Here is a 20,983-nt window from a genome sequence, read left to right on the forward strand (position 1 = left end):
CCTCAAGACGGCTTCGAGCCGGGCAGCTCGAACTTGTTCTTCTTTTTCGGCTGGCCGCAGTCGCGGCGCTCGATCGACCGGTTCATGGCGTCGATCTGGCCGCTTGCCCTGTCGCTGTCGAGCGTCGCCTTGGAGCGCATGTCGGGCGTGAACGGACCGAAACCCATGGCCGGGTTGGAGAAGGTCGTCTTGGCGGTCGTCGGCAGGTGATTTTGCTCGGCCAGACCATTGCGCTGGGCAATCAACTGATCGCAAGGCACGCTGTCATACTGCAGCGAGGACTGCACATCCGCGTCCTGGCGTTCCGACATCGAGGTGCCGCCGACGCAGCCGGCCATTGCCAGGCACGAGGCCAAGGCCATCATGTTCCAGCGCATGGTGTCCCTCTCTTTCTGTGTCCGCCCCGGCACAACCCCGACACGAGATTCGGGCTTTTTCGCAGCAGGAACCTGGCGCAGGTTCACGACGTCGACGATTTCCCCGCCACCACGGCGAGGCCATCGATCGGCTCGTGGCGGTCGTGGCGGACGATCGTGCTGTCCAGCGACAAGATCGAAAAGCCGCTGGCGGCCAGAACGTCCCGCACGTAGCCTTGCGAATGCGCATAGCGGCGTGACGGCCGCAGCGCGAAACCGTTGCCGCCGGCCAGCTCTCCACCAGCCAGCGTCTCGACCGAGAAGGCAAACAATCCATCCTCGGAAAGCATGCCGGCGACGGTCCTCACAATGCCTTCAAGGGCGCCGACATAGATGAACACGTCGGCCGCCACCACCAGGTCGGCCTTCAGGCCGGCAAAGGCAAAATCCTGCAGGTCGGCCTTGACGAGCCGGTCGTAAATGCCCTTGGCCCGCGCCTGCTTCAGCATGGCCGCCGAGATGTCGCAGCCCTCCAGCCGGTCGGCGATCGGCCGCAGCCTTTCGCCCATCAGGCCGGTGCCGCAGCCGAGGTCGACCGCCAGAGAGAAGCGGCCCGGCCGGACCGATCGAATGGCCTGATCGAGGAAATCTGGCATCCGGTAGCCGAGCTTGCCGACGAGCGACTCCTCAAAGGTAGCTGCATACTGGTCGAACAGGGTCTCGACGAAGGCGCTGGGCGGGCCTGCCGCAGCCGGCGCCTTGCCGATCAGCTGCAGCTTCAGCGCGGCGCCCAGCCGGTCCGCCGGCTCCAGCCGCAACGCCATCGCCCAGGCCTGCGCGGCCTGATCGGGCTGGCCGGCGGCTTCCTGCATCTCGCCGAGGCGGAACCAGCCGGCTGACCATTGCGGCGCCAGCTCGAGCGCGCCGAGCAGCAGCTCCGCCGCAGCAGTGGGATCGCCGGAGGCGCCGAGCATCTCGGCGAAGTCGGCGCGGCGGTCGGCGGTCAGGTCGCCGGATGAGGCCTGGAACGGTTTCATGGTGCAAGGATCCCACCGGCGATCTGACCGGCGGCTGGCTGTAGGATGAGTCAGCAGTCTCTGGCAACAGGCTTCCCGCGCCGGATCTAGCCACTATCTTCAAGCCATGCGCGCCAGCGACCTGCTCAAGCCCCGCCCCGAGGGCCTCTACTGCCCGCCCGGCGATTTCTTTATCGACCCGGTGCGGCCGGTGGCCCGCGCGCTGATTACGCACGGCCATTCCGACCATGCGCGCTCCGGCCACGGCTCGGTGCTCGCGACCCGGCAGACGCTCGACATCATGGCGTTGCGCTATGGCGAGGATTTTGCCGGGGCCACGCAGGCCGCCGTCCTCGGCGAGATGATCGACCTCAACGGCGTGTCGATCAGCTTTCATCCGGCGGGCCATGTGCTGGGCTCGGCGCAGATCGCGGTCGAGCATCGGGGCATGCGCATCGTCGCTTCCGGCGACTACAAGCGCCAGAAGGACGCCACCTGCCAGCCGTTCGAGCCGATCCCTTGCGACATCTTCATCACCGAGGCGACGTTCGGCCTGCCGGTGTTCCGCCATCCGCCGGACACCGAGGAAATCGTCCGGCTGCTGAAATCGGCGGCGCAGTTTCCGGAGCGTTCGCACCTGATCGGCGCCTATGCGCTCGGCAAGGCACAGCGCGTCATGCGGCTCTTGCGCGACTGCGGCCACGACAGGCCGATCTATATTCATGGCGCGCTGGCGAAGCTCAGCGAATATTACCAGAGCCAGGGCATCGACCTCGGGCAGCTCGACCCGGCGACGGTCGACAGCGGCGGCAAGGACGATTTCGCGGGCGCCATCGTCGTCGGCCCGCCGGCGGCCTTCGCCGACCGCTGGGCGCGGCGATTTCCCGACCCGATCTCCTGCTTCGCCTCGGGCTGGATGCGCATCCGCCAGCGCGCCAAGCAGGGCGGCGTCGAACTGCCGCTGATCATCTCCGACCATGCCGACTGGGACGAGCTGACCGCCACGATCAATGAGACGGGTGCTTCGGAAATCTGGGTGACCCACGGCCGCGAGGAAGCGCTGGTGCGCTGGTGCGAGCTGGAAGGCATCGCGGCGCGGCCGCTGCATCTGGTGGGCTATGAGGATGAGGGCGATTGATGGGACATAGCTTGCCAGTCGCCATCGCAGCGCTCTACGGCCCCCCTCTCTGTCCTGCCGGACATCTCCCCCTCAAGGGGGGAGATTGGCAGTTTCGATGCCGACGCATCCCTCGCGGCGCTGGAGATTGGCGAAAGCCGGCGCGACATCCGATCTCCCCCCTTGAGGGGGAGATGGCCGGCAGGCCAGAGAGGGGGGCCTCGCGCCAGCTTTCGCAATTTGCGCAGAGCGCCCAGCCATGAACCGCTTCGCCGAGCTCCTCGACCGCCTCGTGCTGACGCCGTCGCGCAACGGCAAGCTGACGCTGCTGACCGACTATTTCCGCAGCGTCGAAGACCCGGACCGCGGGCTGGCGCTGGCAGCGATCACCGGGGACCTGTCGATCGCGGCGGTGAAGCCGGCGATGCTGCGGGCGCTGGTGGTCGAGCGCATGGACCCGGTGCTGTTCGGCTATTCCTACGACTATGTCGGTGACCTCGCCGAGACGGTGTCGCTGGTCTGGCCGCAAGCGCCCGGAAATATCCCGAACCACGCGCCGACGCTGGCCGAGGTGGTCGGCAAGCTGCAGGCGGCGAGCCGCTCCGACGGGCCGAAGGTGCTGGCGAGGCTGCTCGACAGCGCCAGCATCTCGGCGCGCTTCGCCATCATCAAGCTGGTCACCGGCGGCCTGCGCATCGGCGTTTCGGCGCGGCTTGCCAAGCAGGCGCTGGCCGATCTCGGCCAGGTCGACGTCACCGAAATCGAGGAGCTGTGGCACGGGCTGACGCCACCCTACATCTCGCTGTTCGCCTGGCTGGAGGGCAAGGCCGGCAAGCCCGAACGGACCGCGCTGGCGCTGTTCAGTCCGGTGATGCTGGCCAATCCGGTCGGCGACGGCGATCTCGAAAAGCTCGATCCGGCCGACTACGCGGCCGAATGGAAATGGGACGGCATCCGCGTCCAGGCGGTGTGCGAAGGCGGCATCCGCCGGCTCTATTCGCGCACCGGCGACGACGTCTCCGGCGCCTTTCCCGACCTCGCCGCGGCGATGGATTTCGAGGCAGCGCTCGACGGCGAATTGCTGGTCGGCGATCCGCGTGAAGCGACGGGTACCTTTTCCGACCTGCAGCAGCGGCTGAACCGCAAGAGCGTGTCGTCGAAAATCCAGCAGCAATATCCGGCCTTCATGCGTTGCTACGACGCACTGCACATCGGCGGCGAGGATTTGCGCGCCCTACCTTTGCGCGAAAGACGGACTCGCCTCGAAGCCTTCATCGGCACGCTCGATCCAAGCCGCTTCGACCTCTCGCCGCTGGTCGAATTCCCCGACTGGCAGGCGCTGGAAGAGCTTCGCCAGGCGCCGCCGCATCCGATCATCGAAGGGGTGATGCTGAAGCGCTGGGATTCGCCCTATCTCGCCGGCCGGCCGAAGGGTCCGTGGTTCAAATGGAAGCGCGATCCGCACACGGTCGACGCGGTGCTGATGTATGCGCAGCGCGGCCATGGCAAGCGCTCGAGTTTCTACTCCGATTACACCTTCGGCGTCTGGTCGGGCCCGGAAGGCGCGGAAGAGCTGGTGCCGGTCGGCAAGGCCTATTTCGGCTTCACCGACGAGGAGCTCAAGCAGATCGACAAATATGTCCGCGACAACACTGTCGAGCGCTTCGGCCCGGTGCGCTCGGTTCGCGCCGACCGCGACAACGGCCTGGTGCTAGAGGTGGCATTCGAGGGGCTCAACCGCTCGACCCGACACAAATCGGGCGTCGCCATGCGTTTTCCGCGTATTTCACGGCTGCGCTGGGACAAGCCGGCGGCCGAGGCGGACCGCATCGAGACGCTGCAGGCGTTGCTGGACAGCTAGGAAATCCGCCGCAGGCGCTTCACCCCACCCGGCGCTTCGCGCCGACCTCCCCATCGAGGGGAGGTAGGATGTCGCGCCAACCCTACCTCCCCTTGATGGGGAGGTCGCGCCGAAGGCGCGGGTGGGGTGCTGCGCCTAGGTCGATGGGTCGAGCGACGCTACTGCGCGATCGAGACGCGGACCTCGTAGATATCGACCGACTTGCCCTGCTTGTCGAAGTCGGAGTTGATGGCAATGGTGCCGGCCGCGCCCGGCTGCTTGTCCGGGAACTGCACGTCGAACAGATATTCGTTGCGCTCGTGACCGACCGCATAGCGCTTGCGGCCGCAATCGCCGAGCTCGCCGAAATTGCAGTCGACCGAGATCTGCGTCTCCTTGCCCTCTTCCGAGCGGGCGACGATGTCGAACATGGCATGCTTGCCGACGAGCTTTTCCAGCACGCCCTGGCCGACGTCGAAGGCGATGGCCGAGCCGGAAGCGCCGGAGCGGATGCGCAGGAACGAGCCGGTGTCGTCCTGCATCACCTCGGCCTTGGCGTCGGCGGGCGCCGCGACATGGGTCGGGTCAGCCGGTGAGAAGACACTGATCCAGTCGCGCTGCTGCGCGGCCTCGCCCTGTTTTTCCGGCGACCCGGCGGGCGGCTCGGCCGCCTCGTCGTCCTCGACCGTCGGCGGCGCCTGGGGCGGGCCGGTGTCGAGTTCGGCCGCGGTCTTGAAGACGCCGGTCTGCTTGGCGAAATAGAGCCCGATGCCGGCGGCGGCCAGCAGCGTCACGCCGAGGAAGATTGCCGTCAGCGGCAGGCGACGTCCCCTGATCCGCCGCTCGTCGCGGTCCGGCGCCACCTCCGCCTCGCCGTCTTCAGCCGCGGCGGATGCCGGCGAATCGAGCGTCGGCGCATCGGGAAGGTCGCCCGGCATGATGTCGGGGACGACAGGCAGCACGCGCGAGCGTGGCGCATCGGAGGCTGAAGGCTGCACAGGGCCATCGACCACGATCGCCGGCGACGGCTGGGCGGGCGCGGCTTGCGTCGGCGGTTCCACTGTGGGCGCCGGCACGGCGGTCTCGTCCGACACGGCGATTTCAGGGGCAACCGCCGCCGCCGTGTCACTCTCATCCAGCACGGCGACATCGGGGACCGCCGGCAGGAACTCCGATTCGATCTCGGCGATCTTGGCCTGCACCGCCTTGCGGCGCTTGATGGCAATTTCCACGGTCACGTTCGGATTGGCCTGCAGCACGCGGTCGAGCGCGGCAAAGGCCGAGCGATAGACCCGCTCGCGAAAGACGCGGTCCTCGGCATTGCCCTTCTCGAAGGCGTTGCGGATCGCTTTTTCGATCGCGTCCAAGCCAAATCCCTCTGCACATTCCTGCCATGATCGTTAGCGGCAGGCGGCCAATCAATCAACGGGCCGGCGGCCGCATTCTGCGCGGCGCAACCGGTCAAACCGGATTTCGGCGGTTTTTTTCAAGGAAATCAACCTATTTCGCCGAGGCGGTCCCGCACCAGCCGCCAAGCGCCGTGCTTCGGACCGGCGTCGCATTGCTCCTGCGGCTGCTTTGAGGCAGACCCGGAGCCGGCGCGAATTGCCAGTTCCGGCCCGAATTCGCGGTTGCTTATTTGAATTCGCCGCAAGCCATCTTGAATTCGCGGCGGGTTGAGTCTATCACGCAGCCCATCTTGGAGGCCTAGCGCTTCCCGGGCCGCTTTAGCTCAGTTGGTAGAGCACATCATTCGTAATGATGGGGTCGCGTGTTCGAGTCACGCAAGCGGCACCAGTTCCTCTCGAAATGCTTTATTTCCAAGAGGATACACTGGAGCTGGGTGGCATTCCAACCACCCGAAAATCCACCTCGGATGACTTCGTTGGCAGGTCGGGTCGTGTCTCCATTTTGAAATCTGGCCGCTGTCGTCGCCAGCTTTCCCAGCCATCCGGTGCAGACGCTGCTGAGGTTTGAGCGATCTCTGGCGACGATGGCCGATACAAAAGCACCGCCACGGTGGCGTCAGCCGGTTACACAGAGCGGGAAATATCTCCGGCCTTCTGGGCGTGGTGCGTCAGCGTCCCAGGGATAGGCAAAGTCAAGCTGCGTTCCGCATCGGCGAAGGGCGGAGGACTGGGAGAGATGGGAACCATGCGCGCGGCGCGTCTGGAAGTCGGCAGGACATGGGCGGGAGGCGGTCCGCGTGCGGACGCCTGGCCGACGGGTGCAACGACCACGCAGCGTCACCTCGCGGCGATCCTAGCTTGCGACGTGGTCGGCTATTCGCGCCTGACGGAACGCGACGAGCGAGGCACGCTCGAACGGCTGAAAATCTACCGCAAGGATCTCCTCGAACCACTGGTCTCCGAGCACCGGGGTCGGATCGTCAAGCGCACCGGCGACGGCATGCTGTGCGAGTTCGCCAGCGTCGTCAACGCAGTGAACGCGGCGATCGCGATCCAGCAGGCCGTGGCGGACCGCGAGGCGGAGACGGCCGAGGACGAGCGGATTCACTTGCGCATCGGCGTCAATCTCGGCGACGTGGTCTGCGAGGAGGACGGCGACCTCTACGGCGACGGGGTCAACATCGCCGCCCGCCTCGAAGGCATCGCCGATCCCGGCACCGTGGTCGTCTCGGGCACCGCCTACGACCACCTTCAGGGCAAGCTCGACTGCGGCTTCACGCCGCTCGGCGAGCTGCGTCTGAAGAACATCGAGCGGCCCGTGCGCGCCTACCGCGTCGAGACTGACGCCAGCGCCGCGGTGGCTGCACCGCCTCCCTTGCCCGAGAGACCCTCGATCGCAGTCCTGCCTTTCACCAACATGAGCGGCGACCCCGACCAGGAATACTTCGCCGACGGGCTGGTCGAGGACATCATCACCGGATTGAGCCGGGTGAATTCCTTCTTCGTGATCGCCCGCAATTCGTCCTTCACCTACAAGGGCCGGGCGGTGGACCTGCGCCAGGTCGGGCGCGAGCTGGGCGTCCGCTACGTGCTCGAGGGCAGCATCCGCAGAGCAGGATCGCGGGTGCGCATCAGTGGGCAGTTGGTGGACGCGATCAGCGGACACCATATCTGGACCGACCGTTTCGAGGGCGACCTGAGCGACATCTTCGACCTGCAGGACAAGGTGACCGAGAGCGTCGTCGGCGCTGTCGAGCCGAGCATCCGGCTGGAGGAGATCAAGCAGGCGCGCATGAAGCCGACCGACTACATAAGCGCCTACGACCTCTACCTTCGCGCGCTGCCGCGCTTCTACAGCATGACGCGCGAAGGCTTTGCCGACGTGCGCCGGCTCACCAACGAGGCGCTCAGCATCGACCCCGGCTTCAACCTGGCGAAGGGACTCGGCGCCTATATCCGCAGCCTGTCCGTGAGCCAGTGCTGGCATGAGCCGGACGATACCCGCGTCGCCGCGCGCATGGCGCGCGAGGTGCTGGCGGAAGCGCGCGACGACCCCACGAGCCTGCGCTTCGCCGCGCAGGTGATCGCCTACAGCGCGAAAGAATACGAGATGGCGCTGCGCACGATCGAACGATCCCTGCTGCTCAACCCCAATTCGGCGCAGGGCCATACGGGCTGCGGCTGGGTGAACGCGCATTCCAGCCGCCCGCTCGTCGCGATCGAGCACTTTCACAGGGCCATGCGGCTGAGCCCGGTCGATCCCGAGAAGGGCATTGCGCTCTCCGGCATCGGCATGAGCTACCTGATGCTCGAGCGCTACGAGGAAGCGCTGGCATGGGGAGAACGCGCGCTGCACGAGATGCCGAACTACGGCTCGTCGCACCGGGTGGTTATCATGGCGCTGGTCAAACTCAACCGGCTTCACGAGGCGCAGGCGGCGGCGCGTCGGCTGATGGAGGCTTTCCCGACATACACACTCACCCTGCAGAGACAGATCAACCCGTGGCTGGACAAGGTGTTCGCCGAGCGTTACGTCGAGGCGCTGAGCATCGCCGGCGTGCCGGAGTGATCATCGCGGCTGCAAGGATGCGCTCTCCCGCGCGTTACGCCCCCAAGTCGGACAGCGTGCCGCAGGTCCGGGTCCTTGTCGAAAAGGTCTCGGGACGCGAGGCAAACGCATAGGCTGTGTGGATCGCCGGCCCGAGCGATCCAGCTTTTCGCGCCTAACCCTGCGATCATCACCGAAGCGGCAGTCGAAACGCCCGCGCCGTTTCCAACGCGGGCGCTGCCGATCGGTGCGGTTTGGCACGGCATTCGCCCCATAACGAATTTGATCCATAGCAGTGAGCGAGGACGTATCCTGCGCTAATATCGGCAAGAACCGATCGGCAGAAATTCGCGAGGCCGAAGCCGGCTGGAAAAGGGAGGTCACACAGATGATGATCCGCACGCTCTCCACCCTGGAATGCACGAAAATGCTGGCGGCCAACCGCACCGGACATTTGGCCTGCGCGAAGGACGGACAACCCTATGTCGTGCCCTTCAACTACGCCTATGCCGACAACCACCTCTATGCCTTCTCCCTGTTGGGCAAGAAGGTCGACTGGATGCGGGAGAATCCCCTGGTGTGCGCGCAGGTGCAGGAACACACGCAGGGGCGCGGCTGGAAAAGCGTGATCCTCGAGGGCCGCTATGAGGAACTGCCGGACCGGATCGGCCACAAGGTTCAACGCGACCATGCCTGGGCAGTGCTGAGCAAGCACGCCGACTGGTGGGAGCCCGGCGCGCTCAAGCCTGTCACGCCTCCTCTTTCAGAGAGCCTGCCGCATGTCTTTTTCCGGATCCTCGTCGAGCAGGTCTCGGGACGGGAAGCGACTGAATAGCCGGCGTCCACGGCAGCAACCGGAGCGTCTCCGGAGCCTATCCGCCCAGCGTCGCCACCGTCTTCAGCGCGCCATCCAGCATGTCGCCCTTCTCGTCCTTCAGCGCGGCTTCGCGCAGGCGGCGGATCCAGTCGGCGGCATCGCCGCGAGGCCTAGCGCTTCCCGGGCCGCTAATGATGAGGTCGCGTGTTCGAGGCACGCAAGCGGCACCAGTTTCCCCTCCAATCGCAATTGTACCACCGCGGCGCGTCAAGCCGTATTTGGCGACGTCAGTGTTATGAAAGTCTTGGCCCGCTCGCAGCGGTCAATGCCAGAATCCACCCGACCGCATGTCGACTACAAATCTTCATCTTCGCAAACATCCGTTGGCATATTAGTATCGAATATTAGACTACTCTAATTTAGCTGCAGATACTTCAAGTTACTAGTTTCAAACAACTACAACTTCTGCGTTCAATGTTAATTATTGTCTTTCATGGTGACATCCATATGGAGTCACACATGAGCGACATCTCGGCATCAAGGTACATTCTGAGCGGATTGACGGCTTTTTCCTATGCCGTCGTCTATTCACTCGCGTCAGTGCTCGGCCTGAAAGTCGAAAACGTTCTGGGCGTCCCTGAAGCTCTTTTGCTCGTTGCGGCCATCGTGGCGAGTGCCAGCCTTCTGAACAGGGCACCTCTGTTCAGGGCCGCACTGGAAAATTTTCTTTACGGGACGCTGCTCGTTTTCCCGATCACAATCGCGGTCTATCTCGCCGCACGCTCGAACGTGCCTTGGGCCGACGAAGAACTGCGGCAGATGGATCAGGCGCTGGGCATCAACTGGCCAGCCTTGATCGCTTTCGTGGACAGCCGAAAAAATCTCTCATTCGTCCTGAACATCGCCTACAGAAGCTTCCATTTCCAGCTCCTGATTCTGCCCTTTATGTTGGCATCGACCGGGCATGTCCTGCGGTCGTATCAGATGACAATTGCGTATGCCGTCATCTGCTTCGTTTCCTGCGTCATTTCTATCTGGTACCCAGCGCTAGGCACCTACAGTGTCTACCATATGGACCCCAGCAATCTAAAATACATCGACGGAAAGCTGGCGACCGTCTTCCTTGATGAACTGATTGGGATCCATTCAAATTCCAACTTTGTTTTCGATTTTGGGCGAGCCGAAGGGATTATGACTTTCCCTTCCGTCCACGCCGCCATTGCGGCCCTCTGTGCATGGGCCGCGTGGGATGCGAAATGGCTCCGCTACCCCATGCTCCTCCTGAACATACTGATGGCAGCTTCCGCCGCCATCGTATCGAACCACTACGTGGTGGACGTCATCGCCGGCATAGGGGTCGCCGGGTTTTGTATTTCAGCGGTGTCGTTCGTTACCCGACCGAGGCGTTCGGCAATTGGCTCGCGCCCGCAAGGCCTCAACGCTCTACCCGTTCCGTCAATCTCCGACATATCTGCGTGATCTCGGCCCCGGCCATCTCCCAAAGTGCCAAGAACCGTTCCTTGGAACCCGCATTGCCGTCTTGGCGAGCCGCAATCCACGATTTCCAAAGGAGCGGCTGCAGCCTTGCTGTCCCCCTATCCCAGCGTCGCGACCGTCTTTAGCGCGCCATCCAGCATGTCGCCCTTTTCGTCCTTCAGCGCCGCCTCGCGCAGGCGGCGGGTCCAGTCGGCGGCATCGTCGCGGCCCTTCAGCATGGGGAGCGCCGAAAGCACGCGGTCGAATTTCGACTGGGCGCGGGCGTGGGTGTCGCTGTAGCCCTTGATCAGCCGGCGGCAGTTCAGGATTTCCGTGCCAAGCGCGTAATCTTCGCGGGCGTGGGCGAGCGCCAGTTCGTACCAGCGTTCCAGATGCTCGACCTCGACTTTGTGGCGCAGCAGGCTGCGGCGCCAGCGGCGCAGGCCGCCAATGACCCACAGCATGGCGAAGCCGGTGAAACTGTCGGTGCGGATGTGGCGGCCGCGATTGATGCGGCGGTCGAGGAAAGCGGCAAGTTTCGGCCTGTCCTCGATATAGCTGCCCAGCCCGGCTGGCAGCGTACCGCAGAATTCCTCGATGCGCGGATGGAAGTACTCGGTCACCTGCAGGACCGTTCCGTCCTTGACGCCGACCTCCTTGCGCACGCGTCTGTCGCGGGTTGAACGGGTCTTCAGATCGGCGACGCGGATCATGTCGTCGTAGCACATGGCGTTGGCCAGATGTTTCGCCGCGGCGATCGACAGCGCATAGGCGTGCTCCGGGCCATCCAGCGCGACGGCCTTGTCCAGCCGGTCGAGATACTCGCCGCCATAGGCGATGTCCTGGTAGTCGACGACTTTTTTCAGGCCGCGTTCGGCCATGTCGCGCACCGGCTCTGGCAAGGCACCCACGCGGGCGGCCAGCTCCTGCCAGCCTTTCAGCAAGATTTCCGGTCCACGGACCTTCGCCGTTGACTTGGCTTCGGTGACGGCATGTTTCGCCGCCTGCTCGCCTGCCGGTGCAGCCCCAATGCCGCGCGCGCGATCGTAAGCGGCGGCGAAGGCGGCGAGGCTGGCCTTGACGCCGCGGCCGCCGGCGCCGATCGCCTGCTCATAGCTTTCGCGCGCAAAGGGCAGCGCATCGGAACCGGCCAGCGCGCCGAGCAGGCTGGCCGAGATCATGGTGCCGTTATCGGCGGCGATCTTTTCCATGTCGAAGGCGATGAACCGCCTGGCCGCGGCTTGCGCCGTCGCGTGCACCCTCTCCGACGAGGCGCGGCCGTCGCCGGGCTCGATCTTTTCCGACACCGCGGCAATGCGATGCGAGGAGGCGATCAGCGTCGTGCGCTCGGGCGTCACGAATCCCCTGATGATGGCGCGGCCGGCTTCCATCAGCTCGGCGGCGATCAATATGTCGACGTCGCCCTGCGAGGGCGACAGCGCGAAGACCGGCAGCCGGCCGGTGTCGCGGGCCATCTCGATGTAATAGATCGTCGCACCCGTGCGCTGGGCGACGCCTGCCACCGAGGTCGACTGGGCGATGTAGCCACTGCGCTCGGCGACGTCGGTGATCCAGTCGGCGAGCACGCCGCCGCCCTGGCCGCCGACGGCGAGCACGGCGAGCTTTATCACCCGCTCGTCGTCAGAGGCGCCCGCCTTCGGGCGCAGCGCTGCGTTGTGATCAAGCATCGGCAAACACCAGCCGGCGGCTTTCACGGCGGCGCTGCAGACGCCCGATCACCGCACGCCGCGCGCTTTCGAGGAAACGGTCCCAGCGGCCGGGATTGTGGACGACATCGGCGCGGTAGAAGGACGGGCAAAGCACGGCGGCGTCCGCCACCTCGCCGCAATTGCCGCAGCCGACGCAATTCTGGTCGATCGATGCCACCGGATCGTCGCGCAGCGGATCGTCGAGCGACTTGACCGACAGCGAGGGGCAGCCCGAGAGCCGCATGCAGGCGTGGTCGCCGGTGCAGATGTCCTCGTCGACGCCGAACTTCGGCTTGACGATGCGCTCGCCGCCCTTGATCGCCTTGTCGACCAGCGGCTTCTCGCGGCGCTGGCGGTTCAGCATGCATTCGGACGACGCAACGATGACCTTGGGACCCTTCTCCTCGGTCGTCAGCGCCTCGCGCAGCGTCGCTTGCATCTTGCCTACGTCATAGGTGCGGTCGATGTGGCGCAGCCATTTGACGCCCATGCCCTTCACCGCTTCCGTGATCGGATGCTTTGTGGATTTGGTGCGGTTCGAGGCGCGCGAGGACAGGATGTCCTGCCCGCCGGTGGCGGCCGAGTAGAAATTGTCGACGATGACGATGACGCCGTCGTTCTTGTTGAACACCGCATTGCCGATCGAGGAGGTCAGGCCGTTGTGCCAGAAGCCGCCGTCGCCGACGAAGGAGATCGAGCGGCGTTTTGCGTCAGGCGAATTGAAGGCGGACGCCGAGGCCGGCCCCAGCCCGTAGCCCATGGTGGTGGCGCCAAGCTCGAAGGGCGGCATGATCGAGAACAGATGGCAGCCGATGTCGGAGGCGATGTGGTGCTTGCCGAGTTCCTGCTCGACCAGCTTGGTCGCGGCGAAGATCGGCCGTTCCGGGCAGCCGATGCAGAAGCCCGGCGGGCGGCCGGGAACGACGTTGACCAGGTCGGCCGTATCGACACCTTCGCCTGATTTGTTCGGCGCCCTCACCTCGCCCGGCAGCAGATGCGGAGCGTTCGCGCGCAGGAAGGAGCCGATGCCGTCGAGCATGACCTGGCCGGTATATTCGCCGGCCATTGGCAAATGCTCCTTGCCGACCAGCCTGGTGCCGCGGCCGGCCTTGTGCAGCATGGCGGCAAAAGCCTGTTCGATGTAGTTGGGCTGGCCTTCCTCGACGACCAGCACCGCTTGCTTGCCCTCGCAGAAAGCGAGGAACTCGTCGTCGACCAGCGGATAGACGGCGTTCAGCACATAGAGCGACACGTCGGTGTCGCCATAGGTGTCGGCGAGGCCGAGCCGCTGCAGCGCGCGGATGACCGAATTGTACATGCCGCCCTGCATGACGATGCCGACGGAGCCATGATCGGAGCCGAAGATCTCGTTGATCTTGCGGCTCCTGATGAAATCGACCGCCGCCGGCCAGCGCTTCGCCACCTTCTCCTTCTCATGCAGGAAAGAGGCGGGCGGCAGCACGATGCGGCCGGTGTCGCGGCGCGGCGCCTCCAGCGCATCGGCCACCGACATTGGCGGCCGCTTGTTGTCCTTGGCGACGAAGTGGCCATGGACGTGGCAGCAGCGGATGCGCACCTGCAGCATGACCGGCGTGTTGGAGGCTTCCGACAGCTCGAAGCCGTCCTCGACCGCCTTGACGATCGAGGGCAGGTTCGGGCGCGGATCGAGCAGCCAGACCTGGCTCTTCATGGCAAAGGCATGACTGCGCTCCTGCATGATGGAGGAGCCCTCGCCATAGTCCTCGCCGACGATGATCAGCGCGCCGCCGGTGACGCCGCCGGACGCCAGATTGGCCAGCGCATCGGAAGCGACATTGGTGCCGACCGTCGACTTGAAGGTGGCGGCACCGCGGATCGGGTAGTGCACGGAGGCGGCAAGCATCGCGGTGGCGGTGGCTTCCGAGGCACTCGCCTCGAAATGCACGCCGAGTTCTCCGAGAATGTCCTGCGCGTCAGCGAGCACGTCCATCAAATGGCTGATCGGCGCGCCCTGATAGCCGCCGACATAGCCGACGCCGCATTGCAGCAGAGCCTTGGTGATGGCGAGAATGCCTTCGCCGGCGAACTCCTGGCCGGCGCCGAGCCGGAGCTTCTCGACTTCCTTGGCAAAAGACCGTTCGGCCATGGTGGCCTCCTTCCGTTGCCGCCGGCATCCGGCGGCGCGTACGTCTAGATGTCGTGCTTGCGGATGTTCTTGAGCATCTTCTGCAATATGGCGATCAGGGCCGCGTATTCGGCGTCGTCGACGCCGTCGAACATGGCCTCGAAGGCATCGTGCATGGCCGGCCAGGCGCGGGTGAACAGGGCCCGGCCGTCATCGGTCAGGAACACATGGCGGAAGCGGCTGTCGGAGACACCCTGTTCACGCCGCACCAGGCCCTGCCCCTCAAGCGTGTCGAGCGTCCGGCTCAAGGTCGACTGCTCGATCACCGTGTAGACCGAGAGGTCATTGACGGTGACGCCGTCGGTCACCGACAGCACGGCCAGCGTGCGGACCTGCGGAATGGTCAGGCCCTGCTTGCGGAAATCCTCGCGCAGCGTGGCGTTGTAGCGGCCCATGATGCGGTTCATCAGGTAGGGCGCGAATTGCTGCAGGCCGATCTCGCCCAGGGTCGAGATGCGCTGGCGCTTCTGGTGGACCTTCTCCTCCATCACAGCCTCCCCGCCAGCAGGTAGCCGGAGCCGCCGCCAAGCCCGGCGCCCGGATGGGTCGAGGCGCCGATGTGGTAGAGGTTCTTGATGCCGGTCGCATGGTTGCGGCTCGCCTTGAACGGCCGCCACAGGAAGGCCTGGTCGATGGTCGACGAGCCGCCATAGGGATCGCCGCCGACCAGGTTGATGTTCATCGCTTCGAGGTCGGCCGGCGAATAGGCACGACGCGCGATCACACTGCCGCTGAAGCCGTCGATGTGGTTGGCGAGGATCGCTTCGACGCGGTCGGCATAGGCCTCGCGCAACTCGGCGGTCCATTGCCCGTCCGCCGGAGCATCCAGCTTGCCGACGGCGTCGCCCTTGATGTGTCTGGGCGACTCGGGCAGCTGCAGCCAGAGGATCGCCTTGCCCGCCGGGCAACGCGACGGGTCGAGCGCGTGCGGCTGGCCGACGCAGATGGTCGGCACTTCCGGCAGCAGGCCGCGCAGCGCTTCGTTGCAGGCTTTGGAGACGCCGTCGAGGCCGGGCGTCAGATGCAGCAACGCCACCTTGTCCAGCCCCTCGCCGCGCCAGGCCGGCGGCTTGTCGAGTGCATAGTGGATCTGGAAGTTGCCCTTGCCGTAGCGATATTCGCGCGTCGCATCGACAGCCGCTTCCGGCGCATCCCTGCCGAGCAGGCGGCCATAAAGCTGGGTCGGCGTGACCGAGCAGATGACGCTCTTTTTCGCGTGCACCGTTTCGCCAGAGGCCAGCCGCACACCGGTGGCGCGGCCGCCTTCGAGGATGATGGAGGCGACGTCCGCGTCGGTGGAAATCACGCCGCCGCGCTCCTTGATCAGCGCCTCGAAGGCGGCAAGCAGGTTTTTCGCCCCGCCCTTGACGATCGGCGCGCCGGCAGCCTCCAGCGCAAACGCAATAACCTTGGCGATCTGCCCGGAAAAGGCGTCTTCCGGCCCGAGGCCGGAATGCAGCACCCAGGGCGCCCAGAGCGCACGGATCGTCTCGGATGTGTAGGCCGTCTCCAGCCAGCCGCGCGCCGGCGCCAGCGCCTCGCCGAGGAAGGCGGCAAGGTTGCGCGGCCCGCGCCGCCAGGCTTCGCCGGTGAGCAGCTTGGTCGTCGGATAGGACCACAAGGCGCCGCCGAGCAGGCCGAACAGCAGGCCGGCATTGCGTTCGACGCCACCGACATCGTTGCCGTGGCGGTCGCCGTCGCCCGAGGCGACCTTGTTGAGCGCCGCGATGTTGGCGGCGCGGTCGGTGCTGAGCACGGCATGGCTGCCGTCGGGCCTCAGCACGCCGGTCGGGGTCGCGGTGTGGCAGAACTCCAGCCCATGCCGCGCCAGGTCCTTGCCAAGTGCTGCAAAGGCCGGCGAGGTGATGAACAGCACGAAGGTCGTCGCCATCACGTCATGGACGAAGCCGGGCGCGGTGATCTCCTCGGTGCGCATGCAGCCGCCGATGCGGTCGTTGCGCTCCAGCACGAGCACCTTCGCCCCCTTGCCGCCCAGCATCGCCGCGCAGACGAGAGCGTTGATGCCGCTGCCGACGATGATGTGGTCGGGGGCGTTCATTGGATGCTCCCGGGTGCTGGCAGTTGAAGGTCAATCGCGCAAAGCCGCGTTCCTTCGCGCCCCCCTCTGCCCTGCCGGGCATCTCCCCCACAAGGGGGGAGATCAGCTTGCATCGTGGCTTTCGCCAATTGTCCTCGTTGCAGGGTTGAGCGGGGCGCCGAAACTGCCAATCTCCCCCCAAGTGGGGGAGATGTCCGGCAGGACAGAGGGGGGCGCCGCAGAGCGCTGACGCTCCAAGACGGCCGTCTCGACTTCATCATCACGACATTGCCTGCGAGCATGATCTTCTCCCGAAGACCGCCACCTCGCCCTATTTGCCCGGCACCAGCGCCAGGGCGCGGATCGGGCTGCCGGTGCCATGCTCGATCTTGAGCGGCGCGGCGATCAGGATCGCGCCTTTCGGCGGCAGCTGGTCGAGGTTGCAGAGGCTGGCCAGACCATAGCGGTTGGCCTTGTGCATCAGCGTGTGCGCCGGGAACGGCGGCTCCATGCCGCCGGCCTTGCCGGCATCGGTGCCTATCGTCTCCGAGCCCCAGCCCTTGATGTCCTTGCTTATCAGGAACTGGATGGCTTCCGCCGTCGGGCCGGGCGTGTGCGGGCCGGTCTCGTTGGCGTTGAGGAACTCGGCCTCCGAGCCGTTGCGCTTGTACCAGTCGGTGCGCATCACCACCCACTCGCCGGGATTGATGGCGCCATGCTTGGCTTCCCAGGCCTTGATGTGGTCGACGGTGAGAAGGAAATCGTGGTCGGCGGCTGATTCCTTCGAGCAGTCGATGACATTGACCGGGCCGACGAAATTCTGCGCCGGAATGGTGTCGGTGGCGCCGTCCGGGTAGTCCTTCCCGGTGATCCAGTGCTGCGGCGCATCGAAATGCGTGCCCGAATGCTCGCCGAGCTTCAGCCAGTTCCAGGCCCACCACGGCCCGTTCTTGTCATATTTGGAGATGGCGTGGATCTCGACCTTCGGCGTGTCGACGGCGAGCTCCGGCGGCAGCTTGATCAGCGGCGTGTTCGGCCCGAGCGGCGCCGACAGGTCGACCACGCGGATGGCGCCCGAAAGCAGCTGGCCGGCGACCTCGCCGAGGAGTTTTTGCGTGTCCATGGTCTCAGTTCCCTCTTGTCGATGAAGATCGAGGCTCGTTGCGGCCCTTAATATCCTACTAGACGAAAACATATGCATCTGCAATTATCTTTAAGCATAAAGCATTTTGGGGCGAGGCGTGAGCGAGTTCGACGCCATCATTGTCGGGGCGGGCCACAACAGTCTGGCATGCGCCGCGCATCTGGCGCGCAAAGGCTGGAAAACAGCCGTTTTTGAACGCAGTGCAGCAATCGGCGGCGCGGTGCAGACCCGCGAATTCACCTTGCCCGGCTTCCGCCACGATTTCGGCGCGATGAATCTGAGCCTGTTCGCGGGCTCGGCCTTCCACCGGAAATATGCAAATGAATTGAAAAACCACGGGCTGGAATTCGCTCCGGTGGCGGACTGTTTCGCCAGCGCCTTCCCGGACGGCAAATGGTTCGGCGTCAGCAACGACCTGGAGAAGACCGCCGCGCGGCTGGCCGCCTTCTCCGCAGAGGACGCCGATACTTGGCGGCGTCTTGTCGACGCCTTTCCGGGCGAAGCCGAGCATCTGTTCCGGCTGCTGGGCTCGCCGATGAGCGCCCGCGCGCTGGCCGGCACGGCCTGGAAGCTCTGGCGCAAGAAGGGCATCGCCGGCGCGCTCGACACCGGCCGGCTGCTGCTCTCGTCGCCGCGCGCGTGGCTGGAAGAAAACTTCGAGACGCCGCATGTGCGCGCGACGCTCGCCGCCTGGGGCATGCATCTCGACTTCGCGCCCGACATCGCCGGCGGCGCCGTGTTCCCCTATCTGGAATCGATGGCCAACCAGAGTTTCGGCATGGTGCTGGGCAAAGGCGGCGCCGACAGCATGATCCGCGCGCTTGCCGGCATGGTGACGGCGGCTGGCGGCAAGATCGCAACCGGCGCCGAGGTCGCCGAGATCACGGTCGCGGGCGGCCGGGCGACCGGCGTGCGGCTCGCGTCCGGGGATTTCCACGTCGCCAGCAAGGCAGTGATTGCCGGCGTCGCGCCGAAGGCGCTGCCGGGCAAGCTTCTGCCCGACGGTTCGGGCGATGCCGGCTTCGACGCGGCGATGAAGAAATTCCGTTACGCGCCAGGCACGATGATGATCCACCTGGCGGTGGACGACCTGCCCGACTGGAGCGCCGGGGCCGAGCTTCGCCAGTTCGCCTATGTGCATCTTTCGCCCTCGCTCGACGCCATGTCGCGCACCTACCAGCAGGCGACAGCGGGCATGCTGCCGGACCAGCCGGTGCTGGTTGTCGGTCAGCCGACGGCCGTCGATCCGTCCCGCGCGCCCGCAGGCAAGCATGTGCTGTGGGTGCAGGTGCGCATGCTGCCGGCCGAAATCCTCGGCGACGCGGCCGGCAGGATCGAGCCTGGTCCGTGGGAAGCGATCAAGGACGCCTATGCCGAGCGCGTGCTCGAGATCATCGAGAGTTACGCGCCGGGCCTGCGCCAAAAAATCCTCGGCCAAGCCGTCTTCTCGCCGCTCGATCTCGAGCGCGAGAATCCGAACCTCGTCGGCGGCGACCAGGTCTGCGGCAGCCATCATCTGGCGCAGAATTTTCTTTTCCGCCCGGCCCGTGGCTACGCCGGCTGGAACACGCCGGTCTCAAACCTCTACCTCACCGGCGCCGCGACATGGCCCGGCGCCGGCACCGGCGCCGCCTCGGGCTTCATGCTCGCTGAACAGCTGGGCGGGAGGTAGGAGCGACGATCTTTCCGGGATGCAGGGGGCAAGGCGCGGTTGCCCAAGGAGCCTGAACCCAACGATCGAATGAGAATGCCGCGCAAAGAAGCACAACCACAGGGGAACGACCATGACCATCAACAGACGTGACTTGCTCGGATACGGCGCGGCGGCGATCGGCGCGACCGCGCTCGGCCTGCCGAAGGCAGCCAAGGCGGCGGGAGAACTGACCATCGCCTATAACGTCAATTTGCCGTCCTGGGACCCGACGACCGGGCCTTCCGCCGTCAACCCGACGATCCAGGGTCTCTACCAGTCGGTGTTCGACCAGTTCATCCCGCAGAAGCCGGACCTTTCCTTCACGCCCGGCCTGCTCACCGAATGGGGCTGGAACGAGGACCGCACCAAGGTGACGATGACGGTGCGCGAGGGGGTGAAGTGGCATGACGGCTCGCCGTTCACGCCCGAGGACGTGGTCTGGTCGCTGCAGCGGGCCGGCGACGAGAAGACCGGCAACCCGATCCAGTTCGTGTGGAAGAACGTCAACAACTTCAAGATCGACGGCAACAAGATCACCGGCGACGTCGTGCAGTTCGACCCGGTCTATTTCAAATGGATGTCGTTCCTGACCGGCTACATCATGCCGAAGGCCTATTACGAGAAGGTCGGCGCCGAGGGCTTCGAGAAGGCGCCGATCGGCACCGGCCCGTACATGGTCGACAAGTTCGAGCGCAACGCCTTCCTGCGGCTAAAGGCCAATCCGAACTACTGGGGCGCCAAGCCGGCCTTCGAGAACGTGACGATCAAGTTCGTCACCGACGCGGCGAGCCGCGTCGCCGAGATCGAGTCCGGCTCCTCGCAGGTGACGCTCGAGATCCCCTATGAGGAATATGACCGGCTGATCACTAAGGACGGGCTCGCGGGCTCGATCAAGAACGTCTCCGACATCGGCATGATCTTCTTCAACGACATCGAGGCGATGCTGGACAAGAACGTCCGCCAGGCGGCGGTGATGGCGGTGGACAAGGAGCTGCTGGTCAAGCGGCTGCTGCGCGGCTACGGCCAGCCGATCGCCACGCTGGAGACGCCGGAATACACGGCCTTCGATGCTTCGATCAAGGTCGAGCACAATCCGGAAAAGGCGAAAGAACTGCTCGCCGCTTCCGGCTTTTCGCCGGACAAGCCGGTCAAGTTCACGATCCAGACGACCAAGGGCTTCAAGCCCAAGGATTATGAGATGATCCAGGCCATCGTCGGCATGTGGCGCAAGGTCGGCATCGAGGCGACGATCGAGGTCTACGAGATCGCCAAGCACTATGAGCTGCGCGCCGCCGACAAGCTGGCGCCGGCGGCCTTCTACAACTGGGGCAACGCGATCGGCGATCCGACGACGTCGACCGGCTTTGCCATGTACGGCCCGAGCCCGCATTCGGTCTGGGACAGCAAGGACCTGATCGACATGATCAACCCGCTCTGGGGCGAGAAGGACGAGGCCAAGCGTATCGCCGGCTGGAAGGCGGTCGACAAATACATCGCCGAGCAGGCCTATGTGCTGCCGCTGATCCAGTATGCGCAGCCGATCGTGCACGCCAAGGGTGTCAATGTGGTGCAGCATGTGTCGGGTGCCTTGCTGCCGGCGCTGATGACCCCGGCCTGATCATCGGCCTTGGATTGCCGCGCGCCGTCGCGAAGACG

General features: G+C 65.3%; 16 protein-coding genes and 1 tRNA gene. 8 read left to right on the forward strand and 9 right to left on the reverse strand.

Going from position 1 to position 20,983, the window contains the following annotated elements; translation table 11 throughout:
* Positions 1–2: 2 nt before the first annotated feature.
* Both EN786_RS20235 and EN786_RS20240 read right to left on the reverse strand, forming a co-directional pair.
* Entirely contained in the window at positions 3–377 is a 375-nt protein-coding gene (locus EN786_RS20235; RefSeq protein ID WP_127311928.1) for a hypothetical protein, read from the reverse strand.
* An 83-nt stretch (positions 378–460) separates the two neighbouring features.
* Complete coding sequence (locus tag EN786_RS20240; RefSeq protein WP_127311929.1) at positions 461–1,393, reverse strand: methyltransferase domain-containing protein; 933 nt, start codon at positions 1,391–1,393, stop codon at positions 461–463.
* Positions 1,394–1,499: 106 nt separating this feature from the next.
* On the opposite strand from EN786_RS20240, the gene EN786_RS20245 reads away from it, so the two are divergent.
* Together EN786_RS20245 and EN786_RS20255 are read left to right on the forward strand one after the other, a co-directional pair.
* Positions 1,500–2,510, forward strand: coding sequence for a ligase-associated DNA damage response exonuclease (locus EN786_RS20245; RefSeq protein ID WP_127311930.1), 1,011 nt, complete (start codon positions 1,500–1,502; stop codon positions 2,508–2,510).
* A gap of 238 nt (positions 2,511–2,748) precedes the next feature.
* Positions 2,749–4,350 carry a cisplatin damage response ATP-dependent DNA ligase gene (locus EN786_RS20255; protein ID WP_127311912.1) on the forward strand — a complete coding sequence of 534 codons (1,602 nt, stop codon included), beginning with the start codon at positions 2,749–2,751 and terminating at the stop codon, positions 4,348–4,350.
* A 158-nt stretch (positions 4,351–4,508) separates the two neighbouring features.
* Here the strand turns inward: EN786_RS20255 and EN786_RS20260 are convergent, their stop codons facing one another.
* Entirely contained in the window at positions 4,509–5,696 is a 1,188-nt protein-coding gene (locus EN786_RS20260) for a hypothetical protein (protein ID WP_135908763.1), read from the reverse strand.
* Between the two features lie 354 nt (positions 5,697–6,050).
* Here EN786_RS20260 and EN786_RS20265 point away from each other — a divergent pair.
* From EN786_RS20265 to EN786_RS20275, 3 genes are all read left to right on the forward strand, one after another.
* Positions 6,051–6,126: transfer RNA gene (locus EN786_RS20265), tRNA-Thr, on the forward strand.
* 357 nt (positions 6,127–6,483) lie between these two features.
* Positions 6,484–8,307, forward strand: a complete 1,824-nt coding sequence (locus EN786_RS20270; RefSeq protein WP_127310351.1) for an adenylate/guanylate cyclase domain-containing protein — start codon at positions 6,484–6,486, stop codon at positions 8,305–8,307.
* A 367-nt stretch (positions 8,308–8,674) separates the two neighbouring features.
* Entirely contained in the window at positions 8,675–9,121 is a 447-nt protein-coding gene (locus EN786_RS20275) for a pyridoxamine 5'-phosphate oxidase family protein (protein ID WP_127310357.1), read from the forward strand.
* 37 nt (positions 9,122–9,158) lie between these two features.
* Here EN786_RS20275 and EN786_RS37760 read toward each other — a convergent pair whose 3' ends face one another.
* On the reverse strand, positions 9,159–9,320 hold the full coding sequence (locus tag EN786_RS37760) for a hypothetical protein (RefSeq protein WP_187331360.1): 162 nt from the start codon (positions 9,318–9,320) through the stop codon (positions 9,159–9,161).
* A gap of 302 nt (positions 9,321–9,622) precedes the next feature.
* Between EN786_RS37760 and EN786_RS20280 the strand changes: the two genes are divergently transcribed.
* Positions 9,623–10,582, forward strand: coding sequence for a phosphatase PAP2 family protein (locus EN786_RS20280; protein ID WP_189340510.1), 960 nt, complete (start codon positions 9,623–9,625; stop codon positions 10,580–10,582).
* A 116-nt stretch (positions 10,583–10,698) separates the two neighbouring features.
* Here the strand turns inward: EN786_RS20280 and EN786_RS20285 are convergent, their stop codons facing one another.
* The 5 genes from EN786_RS20285 to EN786_RS20310 all read right to left on the reverse strand — a co-directional run bounded on the left by EN786_RS20285 (position 10,699) and on the right by EN786_RS20310 (position 17,613).
* Positions 10,699–12,267 carry an indolepyruvate oxidoreductase subunit beta family protein gene (locus tag EN786_RS20285; RefSeq protein ID WP_127310352.1) on the reverse strand — a complete coding sequence of 523 codons (1,569 nt, stop codon included), beginning with the start codon at positions 12,265–12,267 and terminating at the stop codon, positions 10,699–10,701.
* Complete coding sequence (locus EN786_RS20290) at positions 12,260–14,413, reverse strand: indolepyruvate ferredoxin oxidoreductase subunit alpha (protein WP_127310353.1); 2,154 nt, start codon at positions 14,411–14,413, stop codon at positions 12,260–12,262. The genes EN786_RS20285 and EN786_RS20290 overlap by 8 nt, the downstream gene beginning before the upstream one ends.
* A gap of 44 nt (positions 14,414–14,457) precedes the next feature.
* A complete protein-coding gene (locus tag EN786_RS20295; protein ID WP_127310354.1) occupies positions 14,458–14,940 on the reverse strand; it encodes a MarR family transcriptional regulator in 483 nt (160 codons plus the stop codon).
* Positions 14,940–16,511: an NAD(P)/FAD-dependent oxidoreductase gene (locus EN786_RS20300; RefSeq protein WP_127310355.1), complete on the reverse strand. Its 1,572-nt coding sequence runs from the start codon at positions 16,509–16,511 to the stop codon at positions 14,940–14,942. The genes EN786_RS20295 and EN786_RS20300 overlap by 1 nt, the downstream gene beginning before the upstream one ends.
* A 310-nt stretch (positions 16,512–16,821) precedes the next feature.
* Complete coding sequence (locus tag EN786_RS20310) at positions 16,822–17,613, reverse strand: cyclase family protein (protein ID WP_127310356.1); 792 nt, start codon at positions 17,611–17,613, stop codon at positions 16,822–16,824.
* 118 nt (positions 17,614–17,731) lie between these two features.
* Here EN786_RS20310 and EN786_RS20315 point away from each other — a divergent pair, with 118 nt between their 5' ends.
* The gene (locus EN786_RS20315; protein WP_127284497.1) at positions 17,732–19,306 is read left to right on the forward strand and encodes an NAD(P)/FAD-dependent oxidoreductase; all 1,575 of its coding nucleotides are present in this window, start codon (positions 17,732–17,734) and stop codon (positions 19,304–19,306) included.
* Between the two features lie 112 nt (positions 19,307–19,418).
* The gene (locus EN786_RS20320) at positions 19,419–20,945 is read left to right on the forward strand and encodes an ABC transporter substrate-binding protein (RefSeq protein WP_127284498.1); all 1,527 of its coding nucleotides are present in this window, start codon (positions 19,419–19,421) and stop codon (positions 20,943–20,945) included.
* Positions 20,946–20,983: the final 38 nt, after the last annotated feature.

The organism is Mesorhizobium sp. M4B.F.Ca.ET.143.01.1.1 (assembly GCF_004792275.1).
Taxonomy (GTDB): domain Bacteria; phylum Pseudomonadota; class Alphaproteobacteria; order Rhizobiales; family Rhizobiaceae; genus Mesorhizobium; species Mesorhizobium abyssinicae.

Excerpts from the sequence above, each read along its gene's own strand:
- EN786_RS20235 (WP_127311928.1), bottom strand. The coding sequence starts at position 377 with ATGCGCTGGAACATGATGGCCTTGGCCTCGTGCCTGGCAATGGCCGGC.
- EN786_RS20240 (WP_127311929.1), bottom strand. The coding sequence starts at position 1,393 with ATGAAACCGTTCCAGGCCTCATCCGGCGACCTGACCGCCGACCGCCGC.
- EN786_RS20245 (WP_127311930.1), top strand. The coding sequence starts at position 1,500 with ATGCGCGCCAGCGACCTGCTCAAGCCCCGCCCCGAGGGCCTCTACTGC.
- EN786_RS20255 (WP_127311912.1), top strand. The coding sequence starts at position 2,749 with ATGAACCGCTTCGCCGAGCTCCTCGACCGCCTCGTGCTGACGCCGTCG.
- EN786_RS20270 (WP_127310351.1), top strand. The coding sequence starts at position 6,484 with ATGCGCGCGGCGCGTCTGGAAGTCGGCAGGACATGGGCGGGAGGCGGT.
- EN786_RS20275 (WP_127310357.1), top strand. The coding sequence starts at position 8,675 with ATGATGATCCGCACGCTCTCCACCCTGGAATGCACGAAAATGCTGGCG.
- EN786_RS20280 (WP_189340510.1), top strand. The coding sequence starts at position 9,623 with ATGAGCGACATCTCGGCATCAAGGTACATTCTGAGCGGATTGACGGCT.
- EN786_RS20285 (WP_127310352.1), bottom strand. The coding sequence starts at position 12,267 with ATGCTTGATCACAACGCAGCGCTGCGCCCGAAGGCGGGCGCCTCTGAC.
- EN786_RS20290 (WP_127310353.1), bottom strand. The coding sequence starts at position 14,413 with ATGGCCGAACGGTCTTTTGCCAAGGAAGTCGAGAAGCTCCGGCTCGGC.
- EN786_RS20295 (WP_127310354.1), bottom strand. The coding sequence starts at position 14,940 with ATGGAGGAGAAGGTCCACCAGAAGCGCCAGCGCATCTCGACCCTGGGC.
- EN786_RS20300 (WP_127310355.1), bottom strand. The coding sequence starts at position 16,511 with ATGAACGCCCCCGACCACATCATCGTCGGCAGCGGCATCAACGCTCTC.
- EN786_RS20310 (WP_127310356.1), bottom strand. The coding sequence starts at position 17,613 with ATGGACACGCAAAAACTCCTCGGCGAGGTCGCCGGCCAGCTGCTTTCG.
- EN786_RS20320 (WP_127284498.1), top strand. The coding sequence starts at position 19,419 with ATGACCATCAACAGACGTGACTTGCTCGGATACGGCGCGGCGGCGATC.